This is a genomic window from Maribacter sp. 1_2014MBL_MicDiv, from assembly GCF_001865655.1.
In the GTDB taxonomy this organism is placed as follows: Bacteria; Bacteroidota; Bacteroidia; order Flavobacteriales; family Flavobacteriaceae; genus Maribacter; species Maribacter dokdonensis.
In genome coordinates this window covers 1481349-1501435 of record NZ_CP011318.1, presented here as the reverse complement: position 1 = coordinate 1501435, position 20087 = coordinate 1481349, and the positions used below count along the sequence as shown (strand labels likewise).

The following is a 20087-nucleotide window of genomic DNA, read 5'->3' as shown; positions in this document are numbered from 1 at the left end:
ATATTTTACACACGAAAATGCACTGTCATTTTAAGTAGTTGATAATTAGATGTTTACTATAGTGGCACGGAATTAGTTTCATATTTTATATCATCAATCAATCAATCAATGTTTAGCATCAACTAATCATCAATCAAAAAACGAACGATCATGTTTAAGAACTATTTAAAAGTTGCTTGGCGAAATCTACTTAAGAATAAGGGGTATACTGTTATAAATGTGGGCGGACTTGCCCTTGGTATGGCGGTAACTTTAATTATTGGACTTTGGATCCAAGATGAGCTGTCCTATAATAGCTACTTCAAGAATAAAGAAAGTATAGCCCAAGTTTTTCAATCGCAAACCTTTAATGGCGAAACAGGAACAGGACCTGCCATACCAAGACCTTTGGAGAAAGCCTTAAGAGATGGTTACGGTGATAATTTTAAGCATTTGGTCATGTGTTCATGGACCAATGACCATTACTTGAAATATGGTGAAAAGAGCATATCTAGACCAGGTAATTACATGCAACAAAATGGACCTGAGCTTTTTGGTCTGGATATTATTAAGGGAGAGCAAGATGCGCTACGGGAGATCAATTCCATTATGTTATCAGCATCAACGGCAGATGCCTTGTTCGGTAATGAAGACCCCATAGGTAAAACGGTTACCGTAAGTAATGAGCACAAGTTGAATGTAAGCGCGGTGTACAGTGATATACCTGTCAATAATTCATTTAACGATACCGATTATATTATTCCTTGGGAGAAGTATTTGGCAGTGAACGAATGGATAAAAAATGCCGAAGATCAATGGGGCAACAATTCATTTCAAATGTTCGTACAATTGGCAGATAATACAACTATTGAGCAGGTAACCAAAAATATTAAAAACGTAAAGAAAGATTTAAACGAAGATACAGCTCAGTTTAATCCGCAGATCTTTTTGTTCCCAATGAAAGATTGGTATTTGCGTAGCAGTTTTGAAAATGGAAAACAAGAAGGTGGGCGCATAAAGTACGTGTGGTTATTTGGTGTCATTGGAGCTTTTGTATTACTATTGGCATGCATCAATTTTATGAATTTGAGTACCGCCCGTTCAGAGAAAAGGGGCAAGGAAGTTGGCATACGTAAATCTATTGGTTCTCAAAGAGGGCAATTGATTTATCAATTTTTGAGCGAATCGTTTCTTGTGGTTGTTTTTGCATTTGTAGTAGCCATATTGTTGGTATTACTTTCCTTGAACGGATTTAATGAGCTATCTAGAAAAGAAATATCCTTTCCGTGGGATAATGGTATGTTTTGGATGGTGTCATTGGTGTTTATAGTGTTCACTTCCTTGTTGGCAGGTAGCTATCCGGCGTTATACCTATCATCTTTTAGACCGGTAGATGTGCTTAAGGGTACGTTCAAGACCGGAAAGTACGCAGGGTTGCCAAGAAAGATATTGGTTGTAGTTCAGTTTACGGTCTCGGTAGCTTTTATTATAGGTACGGTGATTGTAATGCAGCAAATCAATTTTGCAAAAAATAGACCTGTTGGGTATGATAAGGAAGGATTGATCCAAATACCGACGTTCAGTCAAGATTTTGTGGGGAAATATGATTTAATGCGAACCGAATTCATAGGGTCCGGAGCGGTAGTGGAAATGTCTACTTCCAGTAGTCCAACTACCCAAATATGGTCTAATAGAGGCGGCTTTACATGGGAAGGCAAACCAGAAGGTTTTCAAGAAGATCTAGCGTGGACAGAAGTTTCACCGGAGTACGCAAAATCATTGAATCTTAAAATTTTAGAAGGGCGCGATTTTTCAAGAGATTTTGCAACCGATTCATTAGGGGTGTTGATCAATGAAACTGCAAAGAAATATCTGGGTATGGAGAATCCTGTAGGGCAGCTGCTACGAGACGATGACGAAGAAGACCCTAATCCGCCATTAAAAATTATAGGTGTTGTTCAAGACATGATCACCCAATCACCTTATGAACCGGTAAAACAAGGTGTTTATGTGTATGATAGGTTCAATAATGCCAGTTATTATAACCTAAGGTTGAATCCTAATAACAATGCATCTAAGAGTATTGCCACCGTAGAGAATGTGTTTAAGGAGCATTTTCCGGATATTCCCTTTGAATATGAATTTATAGATAGCGAATATGGTCAAAAGTTTGCATCGGAAGAACGTATTGGTACACTCTCGGGAGTATTTACGGCACTGGCAATTTTAATTAGTTGTTTAGGGTTATTTGGGTTGACATCATTTGTAGCCGAGCAAAGAAAGAAAGAAATAGGAGTGCGTAAGGTATTGGGAGCGTCTATTTTTAATGTATGGAATATGTTGTCCAAAGACTTTTTAAAACTGGTGGTTATCTCTTGTTTTATTGCCGTACCTATAGCTTATTTCATTATGAACGGATGGTTGCAGGAGTATCCGTATAGAGTAGTACTCAAATGGTGGATTTTTGCGGTAGCCATGTTGGGCGCAATGTTAGTGACCATTGCCACGGTTAGTTTTCAAGCTATTAAGGCAGCAAGGGCAAACCCGGTGAAAAGTTTACGAACGGAATAATTTAAAAAAAATGTTAAGAAATCATCTAAAACTATCCTTTAGGAATCTTTGGAAAAATAGATTGCTATCCTCATTAAATTTTTTAGGTTTAAGTATAGGTATTGGTGGTGTGTTAACACTTATGTTTTCAGTGTACGCTTATTACGTGGCGGATAATATGATACCGGATCAGGAACATATTTATTTTCTAAAGACACATTTGACAGACGGCAATGATTATAATGAAGCGGTATATCCGTTATTGGATAAAATAAAAAGCACTTCCCCAGAAGTAGTTGCCGGCACACATTTACACGGTTGGGGCAATATTTGGTTAAAGTTAGGGGATAATGAGTTTCAGAAAACAACTACCTATGCCGATCCTGAATTTTTTAATGTTTTTGCCTTGCCATTAAAATATGGTAAACATAATTCAGCCCTAAATGAAAAGTATTCTATTGTTTTGACCGACAAGGTAAGTAAGCAATTGTTTGGGGAAGAGAATCCTGTAGGGAAAAGTTTAATAGCGGCAGACACCTTAAATCTTACTGTAACTGGTGTGTTAGAACCCATAAGTCCTTATTCTTCATTTCGTTTAGATATTTTAATGCCGAATACGATATTAAAAGATAACATAGCATTTAAAAATCAAAACAATTGGGATAGTAGTTTTTCTCCGGTGTTTATGAAACTTCGTTCAGATGCCAACATTCAGCAATTTGAGAAACGTTTAGGTCAATTGGTGAAAGAAAATTATGAAGACCCAACTGTTATTTCAAGAATGGAAGTGATACCACATAATAATGTGCGTATTGATTCTATACCCGTAGTAGAAATAATTATAGCGGGAAATATTGCTACATCAATTTTTGTACTGCTTCTTGTACTTGTTAATCTTTTAAATTTAAATACCTCTACCATGTTCCGTAGAACAAAAGATATTGCTGTACGTAAAATTTTAGGTGGTGGTAAAAAGGGAGTAATTACTCAGTTTTGCCTGGAAAACGGAATTTTGGTGTTACTCTCTATATTGATTTCCGGCGGACTTTTCTTTGGCTTTTTATTGCCAAAATTGAACGATATTTTTGGTGCTGAATTTGGTGAGATAAATTTTAGTCTGGCAAATGATTATCCAGTAGTAATAGGTGCTATTTTATTAGGTGTTTTGGTGACTTTAATAGTTGGTATTTTGCCAACATTACGATTTATTTCTTTACCAGTTTCACAAGGCATTAAAGGAAAAATAGATAGCGCAAAAGGCAGTTTTATATTGCGAAATACATTTATAATTATTCAGTTTTCCATAGCTATTCTATTTATTTGTGTTGCCGTTATTCTGAACAGTCAAATCAGTTTTATGAAAAAGGCTGATTTAGGTTTTGAAAGAGAACACGTAATAGTGGGCAATATCGATCTTGATTTTAAAGATTTGGATGCTGCCAAGTCTAGCTTCAAGGCGCTTTTAAATGACCTAGAGGCAAATCCGTATGTCACTAATGTTGCTACAAGTCAGGCAATACCATCAGATTACTACTTTAATTATACCCGGTTTTATGATGCAAATACCGATAGGGATGTGCGTCTGCGTCGTTCATTTACTGATGCGGGTTATTTAAGCACATTAAAAATTCCAATAGTAAAAGGTAGAAATTTCAGTAAAGAAATGGATGGTGTAGAGGAAAGACCAGTAATAATTAATAGAACTGCTATGGCCGCTTTTGGCTGGACAACAATAGAAGGTAAGCGATTAAAATTTAAAAAGGACGATTTTATCGGCAATCCTGTAGTTGGTGTCATGGAAGATTTTCATTATCAAGACTTGCAAAATGCTGTTGAGCCCTTGGTACATTATTATAGAAGTGAAGATGATTTGGATAAGCATCGTTATTTAACTGTTAGGGTAGTAGACGGTAAGGAAAAAGAGGTTAAGGATATGATAGCTTCCGCATTCTTCAAAATAGATTCTAGAAAAAACTATTCTCAAAGTGATCTTAGCGAAAAAGTTAGTGGACAATATCGTTTAATGGACGGAATGCTGAAAACGGTAAATGTCGTAGCCTTATTGACCATATTTATTTCATGTTTAGGTATGTTCGGTCTTATTTCTTTTATGGCAAAAAGAAGAATAAAAGAAATTGGTATTCGTAAAGTTCTAGGGGCAAGTGTGCTGAAAATTGTGGTATTGCTTTCCAAGGATTATATGATTTTAGTGGGCATTGCGGCTTTTGTTGCATTCCCTGTTGCCTGGTATATGATGAATGCATGGCTGGGCGGTTTTGCATACAGTATATCAATTCAATGGTGGATGTTTGCCTTGGCCGGTTTTATTGCCTTGTGCATAACGGCATTTACATTAGGTGCTCAGGCTATTAAGGCAGCAAGGGCAAACCCGGTGAAAAGTTTACGAACGGAATAATTTATACGTCATCAATCAATCAATCAAAATAGTGTAATCATGATAAAGAATTATTTTAAAATCGCTTGGCGAAATTTGGTGAAGAACCGCGTGTTTACCACGGCTAATATTTTGGGCTTAACCTTAGCGTTTGCCATTGCACTATTGTTGACCATCACCGTTTTGTTCGAGTTATCTTATGATCAGTTTCATGAGAACAAAGAGTCGGTCTATCAAGTGTACTATACTGATCAAACTCCCAAAGGGTCAGAACTTTCAACTGCTAATCCCGTTCCCTTTGCTCCGGCTTTAAAGGATGAAGTGCCCGGCATAAAGCATATAACAAGAGCTTTAAGTGAAAATGTATTGGTTTCTTTTGGGGAGAACGATTATAATTTAGATGCAGAATTTGTTGATACGGACTATTTCTCCATATTCAGTTTTCCAACCCTTATAGGAGATAGTGCCAAGCCTATGCCAGATCAAAATTCGGTTGCCATAACCGAAGAAGTTTCTAAAAAGTTATTTGGGACTACCAATGGTTTGGGTAAAATAGTTAGACTTCAAATAGGAAAAGAGGAAAAGCCTTTTACAGTTTCTGGGATTTTAAAGAATATACCAAACAATAGTAGTATAAATTTTGAAATAGCTATACCGTTCACCACTCATTGGGACTATAAAGAATATGTTGATGCTTGGGATTCTAGAAATCACCCAGTGTATGTGCAATTAGAGGAAGGGGTAACTACTTCGCAATTTGAAAAAAGTACGGTAGATTTTACGCTATTGCATAATGAGGAGCAGATCAATAACATGAAACGCGATGGCGCTCAACCGGATGTCAACGGCAATTATGCGCAACTTAAATTATTGCCTAGTACAGATATGCATTTCGCTAATTTCAATGCAGAAACCTTACAGGTAAAAAGAACATTTCCGTATTTGGTACTGGGTATAGCATTCTTAATTATTTTTATTGCTTGTGCCAATTTTGTGAACATGAACATTGCTTTGGGTGAAAAGCGCCTGAAGGAAATAGGCATGAGAAAAACGTTAGGTGCGGTAAAAGGACAGCTATTTGGACAGTTTTGGTTAGAAAGTTTGTTGGTATTTGCTATTGCTATTGTTTTGGCATTAATTCTTGCCAATGTGTTAATAGACCCATTTAAGACCTTATTTAATACCCAGGCTACTTTTTCAAATATGATGACACCTACAATTTTAGCGGGTTGTTTCTTTGGGGTTTTATTGGTCACATTGATTACGGGTGGGTACCCGGCATTACTATTGAGCAAGCTAAATACCTTGAAGGCTTTAAAAGGTAAATGGGAACTGGGCAAAAACGGAGTAAGAAATGCGTTGATTGTCGTACAGTTCGTAATTGCTATTGTGTTAATTACCGGCACTTTGGTTTTTCAAGGACAGTTAGAGTTTATGAGAAGCAAAAATCTTGGTTTTAATAAAGAACAGGTAGTGTCCATACCGTTGAACGGAAAAAAAGATAGTTACCGAGTGGTAGAGTTGTTGCGAAATGAACTTAGTGGAAATAGAAATATTTTAAGTGTAACCGGGTCGGACAATAACCTAGGACGAGGAAAAGACGGCAGCATGTCCATCAGTAAGTTCGGGTTTGAACATAAAGGTAGGGTAGTGCAGAGTAATGTACTTAATGTAGACTATGATTATGCAAAAACCTTAGATCTACAATTGTTGCAAGGGCGTATGTTCAGTAAGGAATATAGTGCGGATAGCTTAAGCATGGTCATCAATGAAGCCATGGTAAAAGAGCTGAACGAAGAGGATAATCCTTTGGCCACAAGAATATATTTTGATGAAGATTCCGTAGCCTATAATGTCATAGGGGTATTAAAGAACTATAATCATCAAGATATCAGTAGAAGTATAGAACCATTGACTTTATTTCTTGATGATAATTTTGATTTGTATTATGCCTATGTAAAAGTAGCACCGGCAGATATGGCAAATTCTTTTGATGCCATTAAAGATGCTTGGCAAAAGGTTGAGCCAAACGCAGAATTTTTAGGCTCGTTTTTAGATGAAAATATAGACAGAACTTTTAGACGTGAAAAAACGATGGCAACTATTATTACAGCCGGCTCGGTACTTGGTATTGTTCTTAGTTGCATAGGATTGTTTGCTATGTCGTTATTAGTCGTTGCACAACGTACAAAAGAAATAGGTGTTCGTAAAGTTATAGGTGCAAGTACATCATCCATAACCATACTGTTGACCAAAGATTTTTTAAAATTGGTAGGCTTGGCATTCCTAATAGGGGCGCCCATAGCATGGTTTGCTTTAGATAAGTGGTTGCAGGAATATGCTTTTAGGGTGCCATTGAGTATTTGGTTCTTCATTGGTGCAGGAATGCTGGCAGCTTTAATTGCGTTGTTGACGGTAGGAGCAAGAACTATGAAAGCAGCGGCGGCAAACCCTGTTAAAAGCTTAAGAACAGAATAATAAATTAGATTTTAACCATCAACCACTAACTGACTAGTTCACTAATCCACTAATTCACTACATAAAGATGTTATTACAATTAAGAAATATTTTCAAATGGGTACAGCAAGGGGGGCAACGCGTGTTTTTGCTCAAGGATATTAATTTAGAAGTACAGGAAGGCGAATTCATTTCAATTATGGGTCCGTCCGGTTCAGGGAAATCTACATTATTGAATGTTATAGGTATGCTAGATACGTTTGATGAAGGAGAGTATGATTTCTTGAACGAATCTGTACATACCTTAAAAGAAAAATACCGTTCTAATCTGTATAAAGAATATATAGGTTTTGTGTTTCAGTCATATCACTTATTAGATGATTTAACGGTAGAGGAAAATTTAGAAATGCCCTTGTTATACAAGAAAATAAAGGGCTCTGAACGTAAAGCTTTGGTAGCAGATATGCTGGATAGATTCAATATTGTAGGTAAAAAAGATCTGTTCCCAACACAGTTAAGTGGTGGACAGCAACAATTGGTTGGTGTGGCAAGAGCATTAATTGCAAACCCAAAACTGATATTGGCAGATGAGCCAACAGGCAACCTAAACTCTCAACAAAGCGAAGAGATCATGCAGCTTTTTAAGAAGCTTAATGAAGAAGAAGGCGTCACCATTATACAAGTAACGCACTCAGAAAAGAATGCCGACTATGGTTCAAGAATCATCAATCTTTTAGACGGCAGACAGATTTAGTTTTTGAAATATATAAAAAGACATTTCAAGCGCAGTCGAGAAGCGTTAGGTTTTAATGTAATTTGCGAATGTCAGTTCGAGTGCCCCTTATTCAATTTTTCATTGAATAAGGGGTGTATCGAGAACCTTTTGAAAACGAATAGTTGTCGACTTAATTAAAAATGATAGTATTCTAACAACTAACAACTAACAACTAACAACTAACAACTAACAACCAACAACCAACGAACCACTAATCCGTATATCCTTCAGGATGCATTTCATCAAAATCCGTTTGGTCTTGAAATGCTTTTGCTAATAAAAGAATACTGGCTTCGTCATACAAGTTGCTAATTAGCGTGATACTGGTTGGGTGCTTTTTTTCATCTAACCCAGTAGGAATGGAAATTGCCGGATTACCGGTAAGGTTTGTAATAATTGAAAGTCTGTTGCCCGAACTTGGTGAAATAAGCACATCATAATCTTTCATAACGGCCTGCATTTTTTCAATAAGTACCTGTCTTTGTCTGTTGGCTTGTATATATTCCACTGCGGGAATAAAGCGTGCCTGGCGTAATGAATTTGCTCTTGAACGATGGTGTTGTTCTACCATTTTATCCACTTCTTCAGCTCTGACCATATCATCGAAAAATGCACCCGCTTCTGCTCTTAAAATGATATCAAAACTATTGTAGGGCACATCTTTAGGTAGTGCTACAGCGTGTAAGGAAATGCCCATATCTTCAAATTTCTTCACGGCATTATCTAAATTTTCTTTGCTAAGTGAAGAGTCTTTTTCAATGTCATTTTTTAAATAGGCAACCTTAAGTGACTTATAGTCTTTTTTGGGGTCAAATCCGTCAGGCAAATCCGTCGTCATACCATCTTTAGGGTCCTTGCCTGTAATTACGCTGTAAACAATAGCGCAGTCCTCAGCACTTCTGGTCATAGGGCCAACCTTGTCCATAGACCAGCTTAAGCTCATGACACCATGTCTGCTTACTCTACCGTAAGTAGGGCGTAATCCGGTAATTCCGTTTCTGGTACTTGGTGATAATATAGAGCCAAGGGTTTCAGTTCCTAAAGAATAAGGTACTAGTCCTGCTGAGGTTGCCGATCCTGAGCCCGCGGAAGAACCCGATGCTCCTTGTGTCGTATCCCAAGGATTTTTTGTTTTACCGTCGAACCAAACATCACCACGTGCCAATGAACCAGAAACTAACTTGGCTACTAAAATGCCACCTGCATCCTGTAACTTTTGCACCACCGTGGCGGTCATATCAATTTGTTGGTCGCGGTAGGGTGCTGCTCCCCACGTAGTTTTGTAACCTGCTACTGCCATTAAATCTTTAACGCCATAAGGAATGCCATGAAGAATTCCACGATATTTTCCGTTGGCAAGTTCGGCATCCATGGTTTTAGCTTGTTCCAGTGCCATCTCTTCGGTTATGGTAATGGTACACTGTAAGATGTCGTTATATTTTTTTAAGCGTTCAATAAAAAATTGGGTCAATTCTAGCGAACTAATTTTTTTGTTTTTAATTAGGGATGCTAGTTGAGGTATTGAATAAAAAGCTAGATCAGCTTTATTTTCTGGTATGTCAATGTTATTTGGAATTTCCCATTCTGGAAACCCAGATTGTGGTTTTGGCGTAAAATTCATTGGTAATGGGTCAAATCTAACCGCAGGTACCACATCGTAGTCCAAAGTGTATTTTCTAAGGGAGTCAAATCCTTCTTTATTTCGCTGTAAATAGGGATATAAAGTGTCTATATATTTCTTGTCAAAATCCAGCCCTATTATTTTTTGAGAGCGCTTCACGTCTTTTTTGGAGAAATCGTTCTTAGAGCTGGAACAAGATGTAATTAATAAAGTGGTAAGTAGACTAAAAAATAAGAGTTGGGATAATCTTTTGATAGGTTGGTACATGTATGTTGGTTTTTTAAGAAGATTCTAATGTACGTCTTTTGAAAAATTTATGTGAATTGCCAAATCATAAAAAAATGTGAATTGAATATCTATGAATAAGAGGATCTGTTTATAATGGCATCTTCATTTTCAATACGCTAGCTTCCTAATCTGATAACTAAGGATTATCTTTGTAACCTACTTGTCAATGGGCAGGTTTTGAATGAATTTATACAATGAAGATAGATAAGAAGGATGTTTTAAAGGCTTTGGAGCATATTACAGTTCCCGGGGAAGGCAAAAACATGGTAGAAAGTGGTGCGGTAACCAATATTCAAATTTTTGGTGATGAGGTAGAGGTAGATATTACCATTGCCAATCCAAGTTTACAAGCACGCAAAAAGACCGAAGTGGAGATTTTAAAAGTCATCCACAGAGAGGTGTATGAAAAAGCTAAGATTAAGATCAATATTAAAGTTGAAGCACCTGCGGCAAAACCAAAGGTGAATGAAATTAAAGGCAAGCCTATACCGGGTATTAATAATATTATAGCCGTAGCCTCTGGTAAAGGGGGTGTGGGTAAATCTACGGTAACGGCGAACCTTGCGGTTACCTTGGCAAAAATGGGCTTTAAAGTAGGTCTTTTAGATGCTGATATATATGGACCTTCAATGCCTATTATGTTCGACGTTGCCAATGAGAAACCATTGGCGGTAAACGTAGAGGGTAAATCTAAAATGAAGCCTGTAGAGAATTACGGAGTAAAATTATTGTCTATTGGGTTTTTTACCCAGCGTGACCAAGCGGTTATTTGGAGAGGGCCTATGGCGTCAAAAGCATTGAACCAAATGATTTTTGATGCACATTGGGGCGAGTTGGATTTTATGCTGATCGATTTGCCACCGGGTACCGGTGATATTCATTTGAGTATCATGCAATCTTTGCCAGTTACAGGCGCCGTTGTAGTAAGTACACCACAAGAGGTTGCCTTGGCAGATGCTAGAAAAGGTGTAGCCATGTTTCAGCAAGATTCTATAAATGTTCCTGTTTTAGGAATCGTGGAGAATATGGCATATTTTACACCTGCAGAGCTGCCAGAAAATAAATATTATATTTTTGGTAAAGAAGGCGCTAAGAACCTGGCAGAAGATTTAAATGTACCTTTCTTAGGTGAAATGCCATTGGTGCAGAGCATACGCGAAGCTGGTGATGTTGGTAGGCCTGCGGCTTTGCAAACCGCTACACCTGTAGAAAAAGCATTTGAAGAATTGACAAAGCAGGTGGTTAGTGAGGTGGTTGCTAGAAACAAGACAATGCCACCTACAGAAGCAATAAAAATTACTACAATGGCGGGTTGTTCGCCGGTTAATAAAAAATAGATATGACTGCAACAGAGCTAAAAGTGAATGTGGAAAAAGCATTGGAAGAAATTAGACCTTTCTTACAGAGCGATGGTGGGGACATTAGTCTTATTTCTATTGAAGAAGAAACGGTTACAGTGCGTTTAGAAGGTGCTTGTGTTGGTTGCAGTGTCAATCAAATGACCTTAAAGAGCGGTGTAGAAATGACCATTAAGAAATACGCACCACAAATTCAAAATGTAATTAATATAGAAGCTTAGATCTTGATAATTGTCATGATATTTAAAACAATAGAATGATAATTTTGAGAAATATTACAAACCATCTTAGTAATGATTAAGACCGATATATTAATAATTGGCGCGGGACCTACGGGTCTTTTTGCCGTTTTTGAAGCCGGACTCCTAAAACTTAAGTGCCATTTGATAGATGCCTTGCCACAGGCTGGTGGTCAGTGTGCAGAGATTTATCCAAAAAAACCCATTTATGATATTCCGGGCTTTCCAGAAGTTTTGGCGGGCGATTTGGTGGATAATCTAATGGAGCAGATCAAATCTTTTCAACCTGGTTTTACTTTGGGCGAACGTGCCGAAACTATTGAAAAGTTAGAAGATGGTAGTTTTGTGGTTACTACCAATAAGGGAACAAAGCATAATGCCCCGGTTATAGCCATTGCAGGGGGATTAGGAAGTTTTGAACCTAGAAAACCTTTGTTGGATAATTTAGCAAAATTTGAAGATAACGGTGTTGCTTACATGATCAAAGATCCAGAAGTGTATCGTGATAAGAAAGTGGTTATTGCAGGTGGTGGAGACTCGGCATTGGACTGGAGTATCTTTTTGGCAGATGTAGCTGCTCAGGTCACATTGGTACACAGAAGAAATGAGTTTAGGGGTGCTTTGGATTCTGTAGAAAAGGTTCAGGAACTGAAGAATCAAGGCAAGCTTAATCTGATTACTCCCGCTGAAATTATTGCCTTAAATGGGGATGATAAACTACAATCTGTTCTAATCAGAAAAATATCCGATGCTAAGGAAGAACTTGTTTTGGAGGTCGATGATTTTATTCCTTTATTCGGGCTATCACCCAAATTAGGACCTATTGGAGATTGGGGATTGGAGATTGAAAAAAATGCCATAAAGGTGGATACCTTTGATTACCAAACCAATATTCCGGGTATATACGCCATTGGAGATGTCAATACCTATCCTGGTAAACTAAAACTGATTCTATGTGGTTTTCATGAAGCAACGCTAATGTGCCAAAGCGCCTTTCAAAAAATTCATCCAGATAAGAAGTATGTAATGAAATACACTACCGTAGGTGGAGTAAGTGGATTTGATGGAACAAAAAAAGAAGCGCCTAAAGCGGTGGTGAAGAAGATTGAATAAAGTAAGTGAACTAGTGAAATAGTGTAAAAGTGATTTTGTGAAATGACGATACAGCGTTTTGAAGATTTGAAGGTGTGGTAAAAATCACAAGATTTAGAAGTTTTAGTTTCTAAAAAATCTTTAAACTTGAAGCGTCAATTCTTTATAAGAAAAACAGTTGAGTTAATTGAAAAGTTAAATGAAATTACTAGAATACTTTACGTACTAATTCAGTGTATAAACTAAACTAGATCACTAAACCCTAACTACTAAATCCTATTAATGACCGATATAAAAATTACAATAATAGACCGTGACGGAGTATCTCATGAAATTGATGCCCCAACAGACATGAATATGAACCTTATGGAGGTCGTACGTTCGTATGAACTGGCGCCAGAAGGAACCATAGGTATTTGTGGAGGTATGGCAATGTGTGCATCTTGTCAGTGTTATGTGGAATCTGACCACGAATTGCCGGAAATGAGCGATGACGAAGAAGCTATGCTGTCCGAAGCTTTTAATGTTAAGGATAATTCACGTTTAGGCTGTCAATTGCATATCTCTGAGGACATGGACGGACTCAAAGTAGAGTTGGCTCCAGAGGATGTATAGTTATTTTAGGGGTTATATGTGTTGAAAAAATATGTACAAAACTTATTTTGAAGTGATTAGTGTTGGATTAATTATTTGAAAGTCGCTTTTATTTGATTAGGGATTCGACACCAAATATTCTATAAATAGGCAGGAATTAATAGATAAGACAGAAGTTATATTTAACCCTTTTATTAGATGACAACAGTAAATAGGCTCGTTTCTATTTTAATTATTTTACTAAACTTTTATTTTGTTCCTTATACTGTAATTACGATAAAAAATATGGAAAATTCAATGTTTTACGGATTTTCTATACTCCATATTTCTCTTTTAATAAATCTTTTGTTGATTACAGCTTTAATGGTATTCAAGAAAAAGTTTAATAGAAGTGTATTGCTTCTTATTATTAATGGTTTGGGATTAAGCTGTGGGCTATTTATTTTTTGGTTATTAATAACTATACCTGTATTGGATTAGATATTGATACAAATTTTCAAATACTTCGAAATTTCATTCGAGTTGACATATTTTCCAACAACCAACAACCAACAACCAACAACCAACAACCAACAACCAATCTATATCCTAGCCTGATACGTAAACAGATTATGGTATCTGCCTTCTTTGGCAATCAGCTCTTCATGGGTTCCCTGCTCAGCAATACGTCCGTTTTCAATCACTAAAATCTGATTTGCTTTTCTGATAGTGCTTAAACGGTGCGCAATGACAAAAGTGGTTCTTCCTTTCGTTAGTTCAGCCAAACTCTTTTGAATTAAAGCTTCGCTTTCCGTATCGAGGTTAGAGGTGGCTTCATCTAAAATCAAGATTCTTGGATTTGCCAATACAGCTCTGGCAATGGCAATACGCTGGCGTTGACCACCAGATAATTTTACGCCACGTTCCCCTATAACGGTATTCAATCCATCTTCAAATCTATCTGTAAATTCATCTACGTACGCTGCTTTGATAGCTGCTTGTAATTCCTCTTCAGAAGCATTTGGTCTAGGGAAAAGAATGTTCTCTCTAATAGTGCCCTCAAATAGAAAATCATCCTGTAAAACCACGCCTAAAAATTGTCTAAAACTGGTTAGGTCAACTTTTGAAAGGTCCGTGCCATCAATGGTAATTTCACCGGAGTCAGGGTTTAAAAAACTGGCCGCTAAACCTGCAATGGTAGATTTTCCGGATCCAGAACTACCTACAAGGGCAATAACATCACCAGATTTAGCTTCAAAGCTAATGTTGTGCAAGACATCTTTATCTTCCTCGTACGCAAAGCTTACGTCCTTAAAAGCCATATCTCCTTTTAATTGAGAAAGCACAATAGTTCGGTCTTTTTCGTCAGACTCTGAAACCTTGTTCATCAATTCTTCGGTACGATCTAAACCGGCCAAAGCTTCGGTCAGCTGGCTTCCAATATTGCTCATTTGTACAATGGGCGCTACCATTAGGGCAAGAAGAAAAGTAAACTCAAAATACTCGCCCGTAGTCAATTCGCCCTGCATCATTTGGTATCCACCATACCCCATCATAATTCCTGTAGTGGCCAATCCCAATAAAAAGGTAGAAGCACTGGTCATAAAAGCGGTAGCCGTTAAACTCTTTTTTACATTTTGGTATAATTTGTCGACCCCTTCTTCAAAAACCTTACTTTCTTGTACCTCTGCGTTAAAGCCTTTAATAACACGAATTCCACCAAGAGTTTCCGTTAGTCTTCCTTTTACTTCGGCATTAATTTTACCGCGTTCCCTAAAAACAGGTCTTATAATTTTAAATGCCTTAAGAGCAATGAATGCAAATAGTATTAAGGGTACAAAAGTCAATAAGGTCATTATTGGGCTAATTCTTAATAAAAGTACAAGAGACACCACAGCCGTAATGGTACCACCAACAAGTTGTACAAGTCCGGTGCCAATTAAATTTCTAACCCCTTCCACATCGCTCATGATTCTAGAAACTAATGAGCCGGATTTGGTGTTATCAAAAAATCGAATAGGTAATGAAAGTACTTGCTTTTGTACCTGTGCACGAAGTTCGGAAATCATGTATTGTGCCTGAATGCTAAGTACTTTGGTGAGTAGGAAAGACATGACCGCTTGTACCAAAAATGCAAAAATAACAACGGCAACCAATATTTTTAATAAGTCATAGTTTTTATTAGGGATGATATCATCTAAAAAATAACGTAGAGATACCGGAGCCACAAAACTAGCAGCTTTACTGATTACGATAAGCAATAAACCCAACAAAACCAGTTTTCTGCGAGGCCATATAATTGTTTTGAAGGCGGTTAGTATACTTACTTTTTTTTCTGCCATGGAGATAAATTGTTTGGTTTTTAATGTCTGGTCGAGCGTAGTCCAGACCGACCGATAATGATCTGCAAGTTACTTCAATTCTAAAGTTTAACCGAATCTAGAATAGGTTTTGATAGTATGGTTAGGTCTCAATAAAGGTTTTTATATTTGATTACACAGACCACCAACGATGTTTAAAAAAATTATTCTTCTATTTCTTTTAGTAACTTTTTATGGTAATGCGCAAGAGCAATATTATGAGTTGCGTGATTTTGTAACCGATAGTGCCAACATTTTTACTTCAGCTCAAGAGGCTACTTTAAATCAGCGTTTGGTTGCTTTTGAAGACGCCACTACTAATCAATTGGTAGTGGTAACCATAGAAGAGTTGGGTTTTGATACTATAGAATCTTACGCCAACGGTCTCTTTGTGCAGAACGGTATTGGTCAAGAAGGAAAGGACAACGGACTATTGATTCTATTTTCAGAGTTGGACAGGGAAGTTAGAATTGAGGTGGGTTACGGATTGGAACCTTATATTACCGATGCCGTAGCTTCAAGAATTATTAGAAATACGATGATACCTAATTTTAGGGAAGAGGAGTATTTTACTGGTATTAACGAATCTGTAGATCAGCTTATCGAATTTTTAAATAATCCTGAGGCGTTAGATGAATTTAAACAAGAAATTGACGATGAAAATGACAGGGAAAAGCTTTACTTGAATATATTCCTTGGAGTTTTTCTATCAATATTTATTGGTGTAGGTGGGTTTTTCTTTCTTAGAAGTTACAGAAATATCATTGAGGTTTTTAGAGGGATATTTTTAGGTAAGCTAGGAGTGTTACCTGGCTTTTTTATGCTGATAGGCGGGTCTATATCTACAATTTTCGGTATGGTATTTATGGTTGTGCCCATTTTTATTGGGTATAGTATTTATACGTCCGACCAAGATCTTGCCATGCGAATTTTTGATCAGCCTAAAATTTTACTATGGCTATTACTGCCGTTTTTTGGTATAGCTGCTATCATTGCTTTTATTAAAATACGACTAACGGGCGAAGAAGATTTGAATATATCCTGGATCAATAATGATAAAACGTATTACAGAAAAACTTTCTCATCATCAGGCACACACTCTTTTGGTTCGGGCAGTAGCTCATCAAGTGGTGGTAGTTCTTTTTCTGGAGGAGGCGGTAGTTCTGGCGGCGGTGGCGCAAGCGGAAGTTGGTAAAAAATCGAGTACATTTATATACCCTAAAAATTCACTTAAATATTCCATATGAATAAACTAATCTATTTGTTGATTTTTGTTTTGGCTGTATCCTGTAAAGTTGAAAAATCCAACAATCCCGACGTTGAAAAATGGGAAGCACAAGCGGCTAATGTAGAAATCATTAGGGATGATTTTGGTGTACCCCATATTTATGGTAAAACCGATGCCAATGCGGTATTCGGATTATTATACGCCCAATGCGAAGATGATTTTAACCGTGTTGAGCAAAACTATATTTGGGCAACTGGTAGATTGGCAGAAGTAGAGGGTGAAGAAGCATTGTATAGCGATTTACGTGCTAAGCTATTCATGACCGAGGAGGAGGCAAAAGCCAATTATGAAAAGAGTCCTGCTTGGTTAAAAGAATTATGTGATGCCTTTGCTAATGGTATAAACTATTACCTATACACCCACCCCGAGGTAAAACCAAGATTGTTGACACATTTTGAACCTTGGATGCCCATGTATTTTAGTGAAGGTTCAATAGGCGGGGATATAGAGCGAATTTCAACAAAGAAAATCGCTGCTTTTTATGAAAGTGATATGGAACTACCAGAAATGGAATTATTGCAATTAGAAAAAGAAAAAGAAGCCGAAGAGCCACAAGGTTCTAACGGAATAGCTATTTCAGGTACATTGACCCAATCTGGTAATCCGCTGTTATTGATCAATCCGCATACCTCGTTTTATTTTAGGGGAGAAGTTCATGTAGTTTCCGAAGAAGGATTAAATGCCTATGGTGCGGTAACTTGGGGTCAGTTTTTTGTGTATCAAGGATTTAATGAAAATACCGGATGGATGCATACATCAACCTATACCGATGTTATGGATGAATTTAAGGAGACAATAGTTAAGAACGATGATGATTTATTTTATCAATATGGTGAAGAGTTAAGACCTGTAGAATCGTCTGAAATTGTATTAAAATATTTGGATGGCAAAAAGTTAAAAGAAAAGAAATTTCCCGGGTACAGAACCCATCACGGACCTATAACCCATGTTGCCGATGGGCAATGGACAGCATCTGCCATGATGTGGGAACCGGTGAAAGCATTAGAGCAGTCATTTATCCGCACAAAACAAAACGGGTACAAAGGTTTCCGTGAAATGATGGATATTCGTACCAATTCAAGTAACAATACGGTGTATGCAGATGCGGAAGGGAACATCGCTTATTTTCATGGTAATTACGTGCCAAAAAGAGATGTTCAATTTAATTATACAAAACCGGTAGATGGTAGCAACCCGAAAACAGATTGGCAAGGTTTGCATACGGTAGATGAAAATATTTTAGTAGTAAACCCAGAAAACGGATGGATCCAGAATTGTAATTCTACTCCGTTTACATCAGCTCTAGAATTTAGTCCAAAGAAAGAAGACTACCCGTATTACATGTCTAGAGATCAAGAGAACTTTAGAGGCGTTCATGCCATAGAATTATTGAAAGACAGAAAAGGGTACACCATTGATAGTCTTATCCGCTTAGCGCATGACCCATATTTACCAGCATTCAAAGCTTTGTTACCTGGCTTGGTAAAAGCTTATAATTCTCATAACGATAAGAATCCGAAATTAAAAGAGCCGATTAAGATGCTTGAGGAATGGGACTATACAACGGGAGAAGATCAAGTAGCCATGACATTGGCACATTTTTATGGTACCGCAATAGGCAAACACGCAGACCAACCAAAAGGAATAAGTGATATGGAGCGCATGATTTATTTTGGGAACAACACAGAAGCCGTATTGCCCATTTTTGAAGAAGTGATCAACCAAATTGAGTCAGATTTTGGTACATGGAAAATGCCATGGGGAGAAGTAAATAGATATCAGCGAACTACAGGAGATATCGTGCAGCATTTTGATGATGCGAAACCAAGTATTCCAATAGGGTTTGCTTCCGGTAGGTGGGGAGCCTTGGCTGCATACGGTGCGCGATACACCACCGAAGGCGCAAAAAAGATATACGGTACAAGGGGCAACAGTTTTGCAGCAGTGGTTGAATTTGGTGAAACCGTTAAGGCCAAAAGTATTTTGGCAGGTGGGCAAAGTGGTGATCCTGATTCTCCATATTTTAATGACCAAATTGAGAGGTATAGAAATGTAGATTGGAAAGAAGTACCTTTTTATAGGAAAGATGTTTTAAAAAGAGCAGAAGAAACTTACAGGCCCGGTGAAAGAAATTAGTATATTTAGGTAATAATCAGTGTGTTAATAAAATTGACACTAAATACCTAACTGTACATGGAGCTAAAAATTGAAAACCTGAGTAAAACGTATTCTAATGGAGTACATGCTTTAAAGAATATTACTTTAACAATTCCACAAGGTATGTTTGGTCTTTTAGGACCAAATGGTGCCGGTAAATCTTCTCTAATGCGTACCATGGCTACGCTGCAACAACCAGATTCTGGGAGTATTACCATGGGAGATATAGATATTTTAAATGATACGGACAGGGTTAGGGAAGTTTTGGGTTATTTACCACAAGAGTTTGGGGTGTACCCAAAGGTGACTTCTTATAAAATGTTGGATCATATAGCTTCATTGAAAGGTGTTTCAAATAAGGGAGAACGCAAAGATTTAGTAGAAGCACTTTTAAACAAAACCAATCTTTGGCATGTACGTAACAAGAGTTTGGGTACATATTCTGGTGGAATGAAACAGCGTTTTGGTATCGCTCAAGCTTTAATTGGATCTCCTAAATTAATAATAGTGGATGAACCTACTGCCGGTTTAGATCCAGCGGAACGTGTGCGTTTTCATAATTTGTTGAGTGAAATTGGAGAAAATACCATTATAATTCTTTCAACCCATATAGTTGAAGACGTGGCTAATTTGTGTAAGAACATGGCAATTATTTGTCTTGGCGAGGTTGTGGCTCAAGGCAACCCGACAGAGATAACTTCTAGGATACAAGGTAAAATCTGGAAAAAAATGATTGATAAAAAAGATCTTGATGCCTATAAAGCGGAACACCAGGTTATTTCAACTCATTTAAAAGCAGGTAGAACTATTATCCATGTTTATAGTGAAATGAGGCCGGATGAAACTTTTGAAACAAGCCCCGCGAATTTGGAGGATGTTTATTTCACAGAAATTACAGCTAGATTAAACGCTGTTACCGTATAGATTTTCTTTCCATCCACCTAAAGCCAACTAT

General features: G+C 37.3%; 13 protein-coding genes. 11 read left to right on the top strand and 2 right to left on the bottom strand.

All coding sequences use genetic code 11. From position 1 onward, the window contains the following. Positions 1-150 precede the first annotated feature (150 nt). The 4 genes from YQ22_RS06155 (at position 151) to YQ22_RS06140 (ending at position 8135) form a co-directional block, all read left to right on the top strand. Positions 151-2550: an ABC transporter permease gene (locus YQ22_RS06155; protein ID WP_071340480.1), complete on the top strand. Its 2400-nt coding sequence runs from the start codon at positions 151-153 to the stop codon at positions 2548-2550. Positions 2551-2560: 10 nt separating this feature from the next. Continuing rightward, the gene (locus YQ22_RS06150; protein ID WP_071340479.1) at positions 2561-4945 is read left to right on the top strand and encodes an ABC transporter permease; all 2385 of its coding nucleotides are present in this window, start codon (positions 2561-2563) and stop codon (positions 4943-4945) included. Positions 4946-4984: 39 nt separating this feature from the next. Next, complete coding sequence (locus YQ22_RS06145; RefSeq protein WP_071340478.1) at positions 4985-7402, top strand: ABC transporter permease; 2418 nt, start codon at positions 4985-4987, stop codon at positions 7400-7402. 67 nt (positions 7403-7469) lie between these two features. Beyond that, positions 7470-8135, top strand: coding sequence for an ABC transporter ATP-binding protein (locus YQ22_RS06140; RefSeq protein ID WP_071340477.1), 666 nt, complete (start codon positions 7470-7472; stop codon positions 8133-8135). Between the two features lie 232 nt (positions 8136-8367). Here YQ22_RS06140 and YQ22_RS06135 read toward each other — a convergent pair whose 3' ends face one another. Continuing rightward, positions 8368-10044 carry an amidase gene (locus tag YQ22_RS06135; protein WP_071340476.1) on the bottom strand — a complete coding sequence of 559 codons (1677 nt, stop codon included), beginning with the start codon at positions 10042-10044 and terminating at the stop codon, positions 8368-8370. Between the two features lie 215 nt (positions 10045-10259). On the opposite strand from YQ22_RS06135, the gene YQ22_RS06130 reads away from it, so the two are divergent. From YQ22_RS06130 to YQ22_RS06115, 4 genes are all read left to right on the top strand, one after another. After that, a complete protein-coding gene (locus YQ22_RS06130) occupies positions 10260-11402 on the top strand; it encodes an Mrp/NBP35 family ATP-binding protein (RefSeq protein WP_071340475.1) in 1143 nt (380 codons plus the stop codon). A 2-nt stretch (positions 11403-11404) separates the two neighbouring features. Next, positions 11405-11644, top strand: coding sequence for a NifU family protein (locus tag YQ22_RS06125; RefSeq protein WP_058104966.1), 240 nt, complete (start codon positions 11405-11407; stop codon positions 11642-11644). Between the two features lie 72 nt (positions 11645-11716). Beyond that, positions 11717-12775 (top strand): NAD(P)/FAD-dependent oxidoreductase, encoded by a 1059-nt coding sequence (locus YQ22_RS06120; protein ID WP_071340474.1) that lies wholly within the window; start codon positions 11717-11719, stop codon positions 12773-12775. A 261-nt stretch (positions 12776-13036) separates the two neighbouring features. After that, a complete protein-coding gene (locus YQ22_RS06115; protein ID WP_071340473.1) occupies positions 13037-13369 on the top strand; it encodes a 2Fe-2S iron-sulfur cluster-binding protein in 333 nt (110 codons plus the stop codon). Between the two features lie 560 nt (positions 13370-13929). Here the strand turns inward: YQ22_RS06115 and YQ22_RS06105 are convergent. Then, positions 13930-15669 carry an ABC transporter ATP-binding protein gene (locus tag YQ22_RS06105; RefSeq protein ID WP_071340471.1) on the bottom strand — a complete coding sequence of 580 codons (1740 nt, stop codon included), beginning with the start codon at positions 15667-15669 and terminating at the stop codon, positions 13930-13932. 169 nt (positions 15670-15838) lie between these two features. Here YQ22_RS06105 and YQ22_RS06100 point away from each other — a divergent pair, with 169 nt between their 5' ends. The 3 genes from YQ22_RS06100 to YQ22_RS06090 are packed head-to-tail and all read left to right on the top strand — an operon-like array spanning position 15839 to position 20056. Continuing rightward, the gene (locus tag YQ22_RS06100) at positions 15839-16882 is read left to right on the top strand and encodes a TPM domain-containing protein (RefSeq protein WP_071340470.1); all 1044 of its coding nucleotides are present in this window, start codon (positions 15839-15841) and stop codon (positions 16880-16882) included. 48 nt (positions 16883-16930) lie between these two features. Then, complete coding sequence (locus YQ22_RS06095; RefSeq protein ID WP_071340469.1) at positions 16931-19111, top strand: acylase; 2181 nt, start codon at positions 16931-16933, stop codon at positions 19109-19111. A gap of 57 nt (positions 19112-19168) precedes the next feature. Further along, positions 19169-20056, top strand: coding sequence for an ABC transporter ATP-binding protein (locus YQ22_RS06090; protein ID WP_071340468.1), 888 nt, complete (start codon positions 19169-19171; stop codon positions 20054-20056). Positions 20057-20087: the final 31 nt, after the last annotated feature.